The organism is Aeromonas sp. FDAARGOS 1417, from assembly GCF_019046985.1.
In the GTDB taxonomy this organism is placed as follows: domain Bacteria; phylum Pseudomonadota; class Gammaproteobacteria; order Enterobacterales; family Aeromonadaceae; genus Aeromonas; species Aeromonas veronii.
On sequence record NZ_CP077221.1, the window covers coordinates 1,853,759 to 1,867,057 of the forward strand.

Genomic DNA, 13,299 nt, shown 5'->3' on the forward strand with positions numbered 1-13,299 from the left:
GCCGGTACATGAGCAACGACCAGAACAAGCATGACATGGGCCGCCTGCGGGCGACCCCCAACAGCATCCATCAAGTAAGGTAACAATCCATGGGTTTTAAATGCGGTATCGTGGGCCTGCCCAATGTAGGCAAATCCACCCTGTTCAACGCGCTGACCAAGGCCGGTATCGAAGCCGCCAACTTCCCGTTCTGCACCATCGAGCCGAACACCGGTGTGGTGCCGATGCCGGATCCCCGCCTCGATCAGCTGGCTGCCATCATCAATCCGCAGCGCGTTGTGCCGACCACCATGGAATTCGTCGACATCGCCGGTCTGGTTGCCGGTGCCTCCAAGGGTGAAGGTCTGGGTAACCAGTTCCTGGCCAACATCCGTGAAACCGAAGCGATCGGCCACGTTGTGCGCTGCTTCGACGACGAGAACATCATTCATGTTGCTGGCAAGGTATCTCCCGCTGACGATATCGAAGTGATCAACACCGAGCTGGCCCTGTCGGATCTGGACGCCTGCGAGCGCGCCATTCACCGTCAGTCCAAGCGCGCCAAAGGCGGCGACAAGGATGCCAAGCTGGAAGTGGAAGTGCTTGAGAAGATCAAGGTCGCTCTGGAAAACGGCCAGATGATCCGCGGCATGAAGCTGGATAAGGAAGAGCTGGCCGCCGTGAGCCACCTCAACTTCCTGACCCTCAAACCCACCATGTATATCGCCAACGTGGCGGAAGATGGCTTCGAGAACAACCCCTATCTGGACAAGGTGCGTGAAATCGCCGCCGCCGAGAACGCGGTCGTGGTCGTGGTCTGCTGTGCCATCGAAGCGGACATCGCCGAACTGGACGATGAAGATCGCGCCGAGTTCATGGCTGACCTTGGCATCGAAGAGCCGGGCCTGAACCGCGTTATCCGCTCCGGCTACCAGCTGCTCAACCTGCAGACCTACTTCACCGCCGGTGTGAAAGAGGTACGCGCCTGGACTATTCCGGTCGGTGCCACTGCCCCGCAAGCGGCTGGCAAGATCCACACTGACTTTGAAAAAGGCTTTATTCGCGCCCAAACCATCGCCTTTGAAGACTTTATCAACTACAAGGGTGAGCAAGGCGCCAAGGAAGCGGGCAAGATGCGCGCTGAAGGGAAAGATTACATCGTCAAAGATGGCGATATCATGAACTTCCTGTTCAACGTCTAATCCCATGACAGGCCAGCATTTGCTGGCCTGTTTTTTATCTGCCATTGCCCGGGCAATCATGGCAATGTCTTAAAAAAAAGCAGATTGTTGGGCTTTTGCGCAACAGAGACCAATAACTGGTCAAACGCACTCAAATTGCGTTTTTCTGGCAAAAAAAGGGTTGACGCCCCAGAGCCAGATACGCATAATTCGGCCCGCACGGTGACGAGGTAACGACTCACCGGAAGCAAGGTTGGCTATGTAGCTCAGTTGGTTAGAGCATCGCACTCATAATGCGGGGGTCACAGGTTCGAATCCCGTCATAGCCACCATCTCTAGTTGGGGTATCGCCAAGCGGTAAGGCAGCGGGTTTTGATCTCGCCATCCCTAGGTTCGAATCCTAGTACCCCAGCCATTTTTAAAAGTTCTTTGCCAGTCTCGCGACTGTTGAGGAGCGCTGTTGGGGTATCGCCAAGCGGTAAGGCAGCGGGTTTTGATCTCGCCATCCCTAGGTTCGAATCCTAGTACCCCAGCCATTTTTAAAAGTTCTTTGCCAGTCTCATGACTGTTGAGGAGCGCTGTTGGGGTATCGCCAAGCGGTAAGGCAGCGGGTTTTGATCTCGCCATCCCTAGGTTCGAATCCTAGTACCCCAGCCATTTTTCTGTTCTCTTCCACATCAGTGGTCGATAACAAACGGCTATGTAGCTCAGTTGGTTAGAGCATCGCACTCATAATGCGGGGGTCACAGGTTCGAATCCCGTCATAGCCACCATTATTTCTGTTGGGGTATCGCCAAGCGGTAAGGCAGCGGGTTTTGATCTCGCCATCCCTAGGTTCGAATCCTAGTACCCCAGCCATTTTTCTGTTCTCTTCCACATCAGTGGTCGATAACAAACGGCTATGTAGCTCAGTTGGTTAGAGCATCGCACTCATAATGCGGGGGTCACAGGTTCGAATCCCGTCATAGCCACCATTAATATTGCGGAAGTGGCGAAATTGGTAGACGCACCAGATTTAGGTTCTGGCGCCCTAGGCGTGAGAGTTCGAGTCTCTCCTTCCGCACCATTAATAGCAGTACCAAACAGACCAGCTCACGCTGGTTTTTTTGTATCTGAAATTTGCCTCTCCCCAGTTTTTCTCTCGCGCCTCTATTAACCCAGCGCCACGTTAGTTCACGTTCACGTCCCTCTTCACTGATTCCGAGCACGCCTTGCCACTCTTGTCTCCTGGCCACAAAAAAGCGGCCCGCAGGCCGCTGGTGCACACATTCATCATCCCGGTTATCAGAACGGGAAGAACCAGGGGATCGCTACCACGCTCACCGCCATCACCAACAGGGTGAATGGCACCCCGATACGGATAAAGTCGGCGAACTTGTAGTTGCCCGGCCCCAGCACCAGGGTATTCACCGGTGACGAGACCGGCGTCATAAAAGCGGCCGAGGCGGCGATGGCAATGGTCATGGCAAACGGATAGGGCGAGACCCCCATCTGCTGCGCCGTGCCCAGCGCAATGGGCGCCATCAGCACTGCGGTGGCGGTGTTGGAGATAAAGAGCCCGATCACCGCGCAGAGGGCAAACAGGCTGGCCAGCATGACCCGCGGCCCCATCTCCCCTACCGCATTGATCAGACCACCGACGATCAGATCCACCCCGCCGGTTTTTTGCAGCGCCAGCGCAAAGGGGAGCATGCCGACGATGAGGATCAGGGTCGGCCAGTGGATCGACTTGTAGGCACTCTCCATATCGATGCAGCGAAACTTGCCCATCAGCAGACAGGCGATCAGCGCGGCAATCACGTTGGGCACAGGATCGGTCACCATCAGCAGGATCATCACTCCAAGACAAAAGAGGGCATGAATGGCCTGACTGCGGGCGGGGGCCATCTCGTCCACTTCGGCGGGCAGCCCCATCAGCAGAAAGTCGCGGCTATGGGTCTGCAACTGTCTGATGTGGCTCCAGTTTCCTACCACCAGCAGGGTGTCGCCCATCTGCAGCGGCTCATCCACCAGCTTGCCTGCCAGTGCCTCACCGTCGCGGCGCAGCCCCACCACGCTCAGACCATAGCTGGAGCGGAAGGTCACCTCACGCACGCTTTTACCCAGCAGCTTGGACTCGGGGATCAGCGACACCTCGGCCATCCCCACCTCCCGCGCCTGATCGGAGAAGTACTCCCCGCGCAGGATCATGGGTTCGAGCCGCGCCTCGGTGCAAAACGCCCGCACATCCACCTCGGGGTCTGACATGTCGATCAGCAGCACATCCTTGGCCTGAAATTCACTGATCCCCGACACCGGCACCATCACCCGGCGAAACTTGCGCCAGCGCTCCACCCCGATGACGTGGGCACCATAACGGGCGCGCAGTTGCAACTCATCCAGGGTATGACCAATCAGCGGGGAGTTAGGCCGCAGCGCCAGACGACGGGCCCGACCGGCCAATCGGTAGTCTCGGATCAGATCGCGCAGGGTGCGGCGCCCGGTCGGCTTGCCCTTGCCCTCTTCTCCCTCGCCCACCAAGGAGCCGCGCACCAGTAGCATGTAGAGGATGCCTAGCCCTAGGATCAGCACGCCCATCGGGGTGAAATCGAAGAACCCGAAACCATGTATGCCGTGGCGCATCAGTTCACTGTTGACCACCATATTGGGCGGTGTCGCCACCAGCGTCATCATGCCGCTGATCAGCCCGGCAAAGCCGAGGGGCATCATCAGGCGACCGGCGGGGATCCCCATCCGGTTCGCCACGCTCAGCACCACCGGGATAAAGATGGCCACCACCCCGGTGCTGCTCATCACAGCCCCCAGACTCGCCACCGCTACCATCAGCAACACCAGCAGCTTGGTCTCGCTGCTGCCCGCCACCTTCACCAGCGCATCCCCCACCTGATAAGCGATACCGGTGCGAACCAGCCCCTCACCCACCACAAACAGGGCGGCAATCAGAATGACGTTGGGATCGCTAAAGCCCGCCAGCGCCTCCGGCAGGGTGAGGGTGCCGCTCAGCACAAACAGGATGACCACACCCAGGGCCACCACATCCATGCGCACCTTGTTAGTCATGAAGAGATAGATGGCGCCAGCCAGCAGACAGAGCACCCAGACAAGCTCGGAATTCAATACAACCTCCTTTTATCACGTGATTCTCCTCCCGGAGAGTGGACTCTATCAGACCACAGCCACGGCGCTATCATCTTGCTACATATCAATAAAGTCCGGCCAGCGGGGGCACCATAACCCATCACTGCTGGAATAACCGGGCACCAGTGGTGATTTCTTTGATATGGGCCAAGCCCGGGGCGGACAAAAGTCCTGCCCCTCCTCCCCCTCACCCCTTAGAATGGCGCCCTCGCATACTAACCCTCATGCCCAAGGATCAGAAAATGAGCATATTCGAGCTGTTCAGCATCAATAACACGCTAGTGACCATACCGCTGGGTGGCGGCTATGCCATGTCATGGATTGAAGCCATCGGCACCCTGTTCGGGCTGGCCTGCATCTGGTTTGCCAGTCAGGAGAAAACCATCAACTACCTGTTTGGTCTGATCAACGTCAGCCTGTTTGCCATCATCTTCTTCCAGATCCAGCTCTACGGACTGTTGATGTTGCAGCTGTTCTTCTTCTGCGCCAACGTCTACGGCTGGTACGCCTGGACCCGCCCGGCCAACGATCAGGGGGATACCCTGCAGATCCGCTGGCTCAGCAAATCCAAACTGATGGTGACCGCCGCCGTGAGCGTGCTGGCCATCGCCCTGCTGACCCGCTATATCGACCCGGTCTTCGCCACCCTGGCGCGCACCTCGGTCTCCCTGCTCAACCTGTTTGGTGCCAACCTTGCCACCCCAGAGCCCTCCCCTGATGCCTTCCCGTTCTGGGATGCCAGCATGACGGTGCTCTCGGTGGTCGCGCAGATCCTGATGACCCGCAAATACGTGGAGAACTGGATCCTCTGGGTCGTCATCAACATCATCAGCATCGGTGTCTATGCCGCGCAGGGCGTCTACGCCATGTCGCTCGAATACCTGATCCTGCTGTTTATCGCCGCCAACGGCACCCGCCTCTGGGTGATTGCCGCCAAGCGCCAGCCACAAGGTCTGTAAGCCATGAGTCTGTTACCCCATCTCCAGTGCCGCCCCGACCAGATTGCCGAGCGGGTGGTGCTATGCGGCGACCCGGCCCGGGTCGATCGCATCGCCAGCCAGCTCGAGCAGTGTGAGGTGCTGGGGCAAAACCGGGAGTTTCGCCTCATCAACGGCCGCTATCAGGGGCTGCCCATCACGGTCTGCAGCACCGGCATCGGCGGCGCCTCGGCCGTCATAGCGCTGGAGGAGCTAGTGCAAGCCGGTGCCCACTCGCTTATTCGGGTCGGCTCCGCCGGTGCCCTGCAGCACGACATCGGGCTCGGCGACCTTATCGTGGTGGAAGGGGCGGTACGCAATGAGGGGGCCTCGCAGGCCTATCTGCCCGCCGAGTACCCCGCCTGCGCCGACATCTGGCTGCAGGCCGCCCTGCTCAATCAGGTAGCAACCAGCGGCCAACCTCATTGGCACGGATTGGTACGCTCCCACGACAGCTTCTATCGGGATGATGAGCAGGAGGTGTGCCGCTACTGGCATGCCCGTGGTGTGCTGGGCGCCGATATGGAGACCGCCACCCTGTTGACCGTGGGGCGCCTGCGCAAGGTGCGGGTTGCCGCCGTGCTCTGCAACGTGGTGCTGTTCGAGCAGGATGTGCAACAAGGGGTAGCGGATTACGCCAGCGCCGAACAGGCGATGATGGCCGGTGAGCAGCAAGCCATCGCCGCCGCCCTCCACGCTCTGGTGCAATAAACCGCAAACCGTTAATCACGGCACATTCAACAGGAGGCGGGCTGGTATCCGGCCCGCACTCTTGCTAGCCTCATGGCCCTCGTCATCCGGTACGACAGGTACGTCATGCAGCAACAGCCCTACCCCCTCGGCCGTTTTCACGCCGAACTCCAGCAGCTTGAACCCCGCTTTGCCGCGGCGCTCGACACCTGCACCCTGTTTCTGCGTCGCTACCTGCCGGGCGAATTGATCATGCGGCAGGGGGAGCAGAGCGAGCAGCTCTATCTGGTCGAACGTGGCCGGGTCTCCCTCAACAGCACGGTACACTCTGGCCGTCGCTTCCAGCTTGGCGAAATTGAGTGCCACAGCCAAATCTTCGGCGAGATGGAGTTCTTCAGCGCCACCCCGGTACAGTGGAACGTGGTGGCCGAGACCGAGCTGGATGCCCGAGTCATCTGCGCCAACAAGCTGGCCCAGCGGCTGCTGGCAGAACCTGAGTTGACCCTCTTCTTCGCTGCGGCGCTTGCCAGCGACTATCTCGATACCCTGGAGATCACCACCAGCCGGCTACTCCACCCCATTGCCTACAACATCGCCTATGAGCTATGGCGAGAACGCCAGCGCACCCCCATGCTGGGATCACGCAAGCGGGCCCACGAGGCGGCCCGCTTCGGCACCACCGAGCGGGTCTACCGCCGCGCCCTCAAGGAGCTGGTCGAACAGGGCATAGTTGCCGACGGCAGCGACGGCCCTGTTATCGCCGATCTGGCCAGGCTGCGCGCCTATCTCGATCTTTGATTTCAATTCACCTCATTTCGATTCACCCTGTCAGGAGTCACCATGTCTGCCCATCCCTATCCCGAATTCACCTTCTTCAGCCGCTTCGTTGCCGATATTCAGGCGGGCCGCAAGACCATCACCATCCGCGACGAGAGCGAGGCCAACTGGCAGCCCGGCCAGCGGCTGGCCCTGTTCACCAACCCGGAGCACCAGCCCTTTGGCACCATAGAAGTGCTCTCCGTCAACGCAGTGGCCTTCGATGAACTGAATGAGGAGCACGCCCGTCAGGAGAACATGACCCTCCCCGAACTCAAACAGGTGATCCGCGATATCTACCCCGCTCTGCCGCCGCTCTATGTGATTGAATTCAAACTGATTGCCTGAGCCGGATTTGGCCTTTGCCGAGCGATGTGTTAATAGTGTCCTCTTTTGAATCAGGGAGGTGACCCGAGTGTTTGAGATAGCGAGCCTGAAAGAGGGGATGATGCACGGGGTCGAGCTGTTCCAGCTGCTGCTGGAGATCATCTCCATCGCCTGTGTGGTGATAGGGCTTGGCAAAACCCTCTGGCTAGCGGCGCGGGTGCGGGATCACCAGCCCGGATTTCCGCGCATTCGCCTCTGCTTTGGCAGCTGGCTCATTCTGGCGCTGGAGTTTCAGCTCGCCGCAGACATCCTGGCCACCACGGTCGCGCCGAGCAAGGAGGAGCTGATCCGCCTCGCCATCATCGCGGTGATCCGCACCTTCCTGAACTACTTCCTCGGCAAGGAGCTGGAAGCACAGACCGAACGCCAGCAGGAGCAGCGCAGCGAGCAGGCCAAGGCTGCTCAATAACCGGTATTCCTGCATAGCATCAGCGCTAAGTGCCGTGCCATCCCGACCACAGCCGTGGCCCGGGATGGCACCTTTGTGACCCTCCCCTCACTTTTGGCGATCAGTCAACAATGGAACCCTTTTCAAGGTTTCCTCAGCCCTGTTGACTGCCCGTTCATCTGCGTAAGATAGGAAATCTCTTCCCCCAATCGGCCAAGCTGATGAACCCGCATACCCTCCACACGCCCGATATCGACCTCGAGAGCTGCGTCATCTACCAGATCTACCCCATGAGTTTTCAGGACAGCGATGGCGACGGCATGGGCGATATCAACGGCATCCGTCAGCGTCTCGGTTATCTGGCCACCCTCGGGGTCGATATGCTCTGGCTCACCCCCATCTATCGCTCCCCCAAGCGGGACAACGGCTATGACGTGGCGGACTACCGTGCCATCGACCCCGCCTTCGGCACCCTGACCGAGATGGAGCAGCTGATAGCCGAAGCGGCCGCTCACGGCATCGGTATCATGATGGATATCGTCGCCAACCACACCTCCATCGAGCATGAGTGGTTTATGAAGGCACTGGCCGGCGACTCGCGCTATCAGGAGTACTACGTATTTCGCGATCAAGCCTTTGTCGATGCTCACCCCATTACCTCGATTTTTGGCGGTAGCGGCTGGCAGTATGTGCCAGCGCTTGATCGCTACTACCTGCACAACTTCGATCCCAGTCAGGCCGATCTGGACTGGGATAACCCGGCGGTGCGTGCCGAGATGGCAGAGGTGATCAACTTCTGGCTGGGCAAAGGGATCAAGGGATTTCGCTTCGATGTGATAGACATGGTGAGCAAGGAGTGGGACCGGCTTGCCATGAGCAATGGCCCGCGTCTGCACGACTATATTCGCGAGCTCAATACTGCCAGCTTCGGCGGCAAGGGGATCATCACGGTGGGGGAGACCTGGGGGGCCGATCTCGCCCATATGCAGAACTATTCGAACCACGATGGCAGCGAGTTCAGCATGGTGTTCAACTTCGAGCATCTGGGGCTGGGCAGTGACAAGTGGTCATCCCGCTTTGATCCCCTCGCCTTCAAGCGAGCCATGGCCCGCCACCAGCAAGGGCTACACGGGCGTGGCTGGAACAGCCTGTTTCTCGGCAACCACGACCTGCCTCGCGCCGTCTCCCGCTTTGGCGATGACAGGCCAGAGTGGCGGGAAACCAGCGCCAGGCTGTGGGCCATGGTGCTGTACCTGATGCAGGGCACTCCCTTCATCTATCAGGGGGAGGAGCTCGCCATGACCAACCGCCACTGGCAGCCGGGCGAGCTGCGCGATGTGGAGGCCATCAACTATCGCGCCAGCCAGTCAGGGCTGGATCCTGCCGAGCTGAGTCGGCGGCTCGATGCCATCGGCCGCGACAACGCCCGCACCCCGATGCAGTGGGACGGCGGCCCCCACGCCGGTTTCAGCACGGCCACGCCCTGGATTGCCCTCAACGCCAACCACATTGAAATCAACGCCGCCGAGCAGTTGATCCGCCCCGACTCGCCGTTTCACTGTTATCGCCAGCTCATCGCCCTGCGCAAGGCTCACCCTGTCGTTCGCCACGGCAATTTCGATCTGCTGGATGGGGATGACCCCGAGCGCATCAGCTATCGCCGCCACTGGCAGGATCCGGCCAGCGGAGAGCGGCACACCCTGCTGCTGCTCGCCAATCTCACGGCGAACCCCTTGCCGATGCCCCACTTCGACAAGGTGGCAGACGAGATGCGGTTGCTGCTGGCCAATTACCCAAGCGAACCGATGCAGCTCTTCGCCCCTTATCAGTGCGCCATCTGGCTGCAAGTGGATCAGGGTTAACCCCGTGCTGACGGGCCATACCAATGGCCCGTCAGCCACCTCCCGTTGGCTGTCAGCAGAAAATCATGCACCCACGCAGCGGGATTAAATTAACCACTGTTACTGACTTATTAATTGATTATTTATCCCGTTTGATACGCTCTCATTGCCCCTCTTACTATGCCAGCGACCTATCCATTGCCGATGCAACTATCGGCCTTCAAACTGGCATAGCAAAGTGGAAAACACATGATCACCACAGACGGGAATAACGCAGTCGCCTCGGTGGCGTACCGCACCAGCGAAGTCATCGCCATCTACCCCATCACCCCCAGCTCGGCCATGGCTGAGCAGTCGTCGGCCTGGTCGAGCGAGCGGGGCAAGAACCTTTGGGGGGATGTCCCCCGGGTTGTCGAGATGCAGTCGGAAGGTGGCGCCATTGCCGCCGTCCACGGCGCCCTGCAGACCGGCGCGCTGGCGACCTCGTTTACCTCGTCGCAGGGGTTGCTGCTGATGATCCCCAACCTCTACAAGCTGGCGGGTCAGCTCATTCCCTTCGTACTGCATGTGGCAGCGCGTACCGTGGCGACCCACGCGCTATCGATCTTTGGGGATCACTCGGACGTGATGGCGGTGCGCCAGACCGGCTGTGCCATGCTCTGTGCCAGCAATGTGCAGGAGGCGCAGGACTTTGCCCTGATCTCCCAGATAGCGAGCCTCAACAGCCGCCTCCCCTTTATCCACTTCTTCGACGGCTTTCGTACCTCTCACGAGATCGCCAAGATAGCGCCGCTCGCTGATGACACCCTGCGCGCCCTGCTGCCCGCAGATGCCATCCGTGCTCATCGTGACCGGGCGCTCACCCCCGACAAACCGGTCATTCGCGGCACCGCGGCCAACCCGGACACCTACTTCCAGTGCCGGGAGGCAAGCAACCCCTGGTATGACGCCGCCTATGGCCATGTGAGCGAGGCGATGCAGGCTTTTGGCGAACAGACCGGCCGCCACTACCGGCCGTTTGAATATGTCGGCCACCCGCAGGCGGAGCGGATTGTGGTGCTGATGGGCTCAGCCATCGGCACCTGTGAAGAGGTGATCGATCGCCTGCTGGCCCAAGGGGAGAAGGTGGGGCTGGTGAAGGTACGGCTGTTCCGTCCCTTCTCGGCCGAGCATCTGCTGGCCGCGATTCCCGAGAGTGCCCGCACCATCGCCGTGCTGGATCGCACCAAGGAGCCGGGCGCACAGGCCGAGCCCCTCTATCTCGATGTGATGACGGCGCTGGCCGAAGCGGTCAGCCGGGGCGAGCGGGCAAGCCTGCCGCGAGTGATTGGGGGTCGCTACGGCCTCTCCTCCAAAGAGTTCGGCCCCGCCTGCGCGCTGGCGGTGTTTGTCGAGCTGGCGCAAGAGCCCCCCCGCCCGCGCTTTACCGTCGGCATCTTCGATGACATCACAGGTCTCTCACTGCCGCTGCCCGCGCTGAATTCACAAAGCCCCATCAACGGCCAGCAACACAAGCTGGAAGCGCTCTTCTACGGCCTTGGCAGCGACGGCACCGTCTCGGCGGCCAAGAACAGCATCAAGATCCTCGGCAACCACACCGACCTCTATCCGCAGGGCTATTTCGTCTACGACTCCAAGAAGGCGGGCGGCCTCACCGTCTCTCACCTGCGGGTGGGCGAGCGGCCGCTGCAATCGGCCTATCTGGTGGAAGAGGCGGACTTTATCGGCTGCCATCAGTGGCAGTTTGTCGACAAGTACCGGATGGCGGAGCGCTTGAAGGCGGGCGGCATCTTCCTGCTTAACACCCCCTACAGCGAAGCGGATATCTGGCAACGTCTCCCCAGCGAGGTGCAGCATGCCCTGCGCGAGAAAGAGGCGCGCTTCTACATCATCAACGCCGCCAAAATTGCCCGCGACTGCCAGCTCGGCAACCGCATCAATACCGTGATGCAGATGGCCTTCTTCCAGCTCAGCGCCATCATTCCCCCCGCAGAGGCGACCAGCCTGCTGAAGCAGGCCATCGCCACCAGCTATGGCAGCAAGGGGCAGACACTGGTCGAGCGCAACTGGCAGGCACTGGAGGCAACCTGCGCCGCCCTGACCCGAGTGCCGCTGGGTGAGCTGGATCCCGCCTGCCGCCCCCGCCTACCGGTGGTTTCGGCCAAGGCCCCCGACTTTGTCCAGACCGTCACCGCCGCCATGCTGGCAGGGCTGGGTGACAGCCTGCCGGTCTCCGCCTTCCCGCCGGATGGCACCTGGCCGGTCGGCACCACCCGCTGGGAGAAGCGCAACATCGCCAAGGAGATCCCCATCTGGGAGGCGGAGCTCTGTACCCAGTGCAACTACTGCGTCGCCGCCTGTCCCCACTCGGCCATTCGCGCCAAGGTGGTAGAACCGGATGCGCTGGCCGATGCCCCCGCCACTCTCGATGCGCTGGATGTGAAATCCCGCGACATGCGCGGCCAGCAGTACGTGCTGCAGGTGGCGCCGGAGGATTGCACCGGCTGCAACCTCTGCGTCGAGGTGTGCCCGGCCAAGGATCGCAGCAACCCGGATCGCAAGGCGATCAATATGGCTTCACGCCTCGATCACCTCGACGAGCAGAAGGCCAACTACGACTTCTTCCTCGATCTGCCAGAGCGCAGCGCCGAGCAGCTGGAGCGCATCGATATTCGCACCTCCCAGCTCATCTCGCCGCTATTTGAATACTCCGGCGCCTGCTCCGGCTGTGGCGAGACTCCCTACATCAAGCTGCTGACCCAGCTCTATGGCGATCGGCTGCTGATTGCCAACGCCACCGGCTGCTCGTCCATTTATGGCGGCAACCTGCCTACCACCCCCTACACCACCAACGCCGACGGGCGCGGGCCAGCCTGGGCCAACTCGCTGTTTGAAGACAACGCCGAGTTCGGACTGGGCTTCCGTCTTACCGTCGATCAGCACAGGGAGCGGGTGCGCCGTCTGCTGGCGAGCCTGGGCGACACCATACCGGCAACGTTGCACGAGGCGCTCGGCGATGCCACCCTGCCGGTTTCCGAGCAGCGGGCCCATATCCAGCAGTTGCGGGAGCAGCTGCAAGAGAGCAAGACTCCGGAGGCCCTTGAGCTGGCTCGCGATGCGGACTATCTGGTGGAAAAATCGGTCTGGCTCATCGGCGGCGATGGCTGGGCCTACGACATCGGCTTTGGCGGGCTCGACCATGTGCTGAGTCTGGGGGAGAACATCAATGTGCTGGTGCTCGACACCCAGTGCTACTCCAACACCGGCGGCCAGCAATCGAAGGCAACCCCGCTTGGTGCCATCACCAAGTTTGGCGAGCAGGGCAAACGCAAGGCGCGCAAGGATCTCGGGGCCAGCGTGATGATGTATGGCCACGTCTATGTGGCGCAGATCTCCCTCGGGGCCCAGATGAACCAGACGGTGAAGGCGATTCAGGAGGCGGAAGCCTATCCGGGCCCCTCGCTCATCATCGCCTACAGCCCCTGCGAGGAGCACGGCTACGACATGGCCGAGAGCCATGAGCAGATGAAACAGCTGACCGCCACCGGCTTCTGGCCCCTCTACCGCTTCGATCCGCGCCGCGCTGACGAGGGCAAACTGCCGCTGGCGCTCGACTCGCGGGCACCCAATACCTCACTGGCCGAGACCTTGCGCCACGAGCCCCGCTTCCAGCGGCTGGAGCGCCAGCTGCCTGAGGTGGCCAGCCAGCTCTATGAAGAGGCAGAGCAGGAGGCTAATCGCCGCTTCGCCTGGCTGAGCCAGCTGGCAGGCAAGGAGAGTCCGGCGCAGGAGTAACTCGCGCATGGCTTGATGGCAACAGCCACGCTATTCGCCAAATAACAATCAGGGCTCCCCGCGGGGAGCCCTGATGCTAGCTATGGTGAGCTAATGTCGGCACAGGC

Annotated in this window: 9 protein-coding genes and 8 tRNA genes; 16 read left to right on the forward strand and 1 reads right to left on the reverse strand. The window is 60.7% G+C overall.

Going from position 1 to position 13,299, the window contains the following annotated elements:
• Nucleotides 1–89: 89 nt before the first annotated feature.
• The 9 genes from ychF (at nucleotide 90) to I6L47_RS08355 (ending at nucleotide 2,226) form a co-directional block, all read left to right on the forward strand.
• Complete coding sequence (gene ychF, locus I6L47_RS08315; RefSeq protein ID WP_005353921.1) at nucleotides 90–1,181, forward strand: redox-regulated ATPase YchF; 1,092 nt, start codon at nucleotides 90–92, stop codon at nucleotides 1,179–1,181.
• A 234-nt stretch (nucleotides 1,182–1,415) separates the two neighbouring features.
• Nucleotides 1,416–1,492 (forward strand) — tRNA-Met (locus I6L47_RS08320).
• A gap of 8 nt (nucleotides 1,493–1,500) precedes the next feature.
• Nucleotides 1,501–1,575 (forward strand) — tRNA-Gln (locus tag I6L47_RS08325).
• Nucleotides 1,576–1,621: 46 nt separating this feature from the next.
• Nucleotides 1,622–1,696, forward strand: a tRNA-Gln gene (locus tag I6L47_RS08330).
• Between the two features lie 46 nt (nucleotides 1,697–1,742).
• Nucleotides 1,743–1,817, forward strand: a tRNA-Gln gene (locus I6L47_RS08335).
• Between the two features lie 39 nt (nucleotides 1,818–1,856).
• Nucleotides 1,857–1,933, forward strand: a tRNA-Met gene (locus I6L47_RS08340).
• Between the two features lie 10 nt (nucleotides 1,934–1,943).
• Nucleotides 1,944–2,018, forward strand: a tRNA-Gln gene (locus tag I6L47_RS08345).
• A 39-nt stretch (nucleotides 2,019–2,057) separates the two neighbouring features.
• Nucleotides 2,058–2,134: transfer RNA gene (locus tag I6L47_RS08350), tRNA-Met, on the forward strand.
• Nucleotides 2,135–2,142: 8 nt separating this feature from the next.
• A tRNA-Leu gene (locus I6L47_RS08355) sits at nucleotides 2,143–2,226 on the forward strand.
• A 218-nt stretch (nucleotides 2,227–2,444) separates the two neighbouring features.
• Here I6L47_RS08355 and I6L47_RS08360 read toward each other — a convergent pair.
• Entirely contained in the window at nucleotides 2,445–4,277 is a 1,833-nt protein-coding gene (locus I6L47_RS08360; RefSeq protein WP_216949082.1) for an SLC13 family permease, read from the reverse strand.
• Nucleotides 4,278–4,540: 263 nt separating this feature from the next.
• Between I6L47_RS08360 and pnuC the strand changes: the two genes are divergently transcribed.
• From pnuC to nifJ, 7 genes are all read left to right on the forward strand, one after another.
• Complete coding sequence (pnuC, locus tag I6L47_RS08365) at nucleotides 4,541–5,257, forward strand: nicotinamide riboside transporter PnuC (RefSeq protein ID WP_042656944.1); 717 nt, start codon at nucleotides 4,541–4,543, stop codon at nucleotides 5,255–5,257.
• 3 nt (nucleotides 5,258–5,260) lie between these two features.
• The gene (locus I6L47_RS08370; protein ID WP_216949083.1) at nucleotides 5,261–5,986 is read left to right on the forward strand and encodes a nucleoside phosphorylase; all 726 of its coding nucleotides are present in this window, start codon (nucleotides 5,261–5,263) and stop codon (nucleotides 5,984–5,986) included.
• Nucleotides 5,987–6,091: 105 nt separating this feature from the next.
• Nucleotides 6,092–6,763 carry a Crp/Fnr family transcriptional regulator gene (locus I6L47_RS08375; RefSeq protein WP_216949084.1) on the forward strand — a complete coding sequence of 224 codons (672 nt, stop codon included), beginning with the start codon at nucleotides 6,092–6,094 and terminating at the stop codon, nucleotides 6,761–6,763.
• 42 nt (nucleotides 6,764–6,805) lie between these two features.
• A complete protein-coding gene (gene yqfB, locus I6L47_RS08380; RefSeq protein ID WP_216949085.1) occupies nucleotides 6,806–7,129 on the forward strand; it encodes a N(4)-acetylcytidine aminohydrolase in 324 nt (107 codons plus the stop codon).
• A gap of 67 nt (nucleotides 7,130–7,196) precedes the next feature.
• Nucleotides 7,197–7,577: a DUF1622 domain-containing protein gene (locus I6L47_RS08385; RefSeq protein ID WP_127005888.1), complete on the forward strand. Its 381-nt coding sequence runs from the start codon at nucleotides 7,197–7,199 to the stop codon at nucleotides 7,575–7,577.
• Between the two features lie 200 nt (nucleotides 7,578–7,777).
• Entirely contained in the window at nucleotides 7,778–9,418 is a 1,641-nt protein-coding gene (locus I6L47_RS08390) for an alpha-glucosidase (RefSeq protein ID WP_216949086.1), read from the forward strand.
• 228 nt (nucleotides 9,419–9,646) lie between these two features.
• Nucleotides 9,647–13,192 carry a pyruvate:ferredoxin (flavodoxin) oxidoreductase gene (nifJ, locus tag I6L47_RS08395; RefSeq protein ID WP_216949087.1) on the forward strand — a complete coding sequence of 1,182 codons (3,546 nt, stop codon included), beginning with the start codon at nucleotides 9,647–9,649 and terminating at the stop codon, nucleotides 13,190–13,192.
• Nucleotides 13,193–13,299: the final 107 nt, after the last annotated feature.

Excerpts from the sequence above, each read along its gene's own strand:
- nifJ (WP_216949087.1), top strand. The coding sequence starts at position 9,647 with ATGATCACCACAGACGGGAATAACGCAGTCGCCTCGGTGGCGTACCGC.
- I6L47_RS08370 (WP_216949083.1), top strand. The coding sequence starts at position 5,261 with ATGAGTCTGTTACCCCATCTCCAGTGCCGCCCCGACCAGATTGCCGAG.
- I6L47_RS08390 (WP_216949086.1), top strand. The coding sequence starts at position 7,778 with ATGAACCCGCATACCCTCCACACGCCCGATATCGACCTCGAGAGCTGC.
- yqfB (WP_216949085.1), top strand. The coding sequence starts at position 6,806 with ATGTCTGCCCATCCCTATCCCGAATTCACCTTCTTCAGCCGCTTCGTT.
- pnuC (WP_042656944.1), top strand. The coding sequence starts at position 4,541 with ATGAGCATATTCGAGCTGTTCAGCATCAATAACACGCTAGTGACCATA.
- ychF (WP_005353921.1), top strand. The coding sequence starts at position 90 with ATGGGTTTTAAATGCGGTATCGTGGGCCTGCCCAATGTAGGCAAATCC.
- I6L47_RS08375 (WP_216949084.1), top strand. The coding sequence starts at position 6,092 with ATGCAGCAACAGCCCTACCCCCTCGGCCGTTTTCACGCCGAACTCCAG.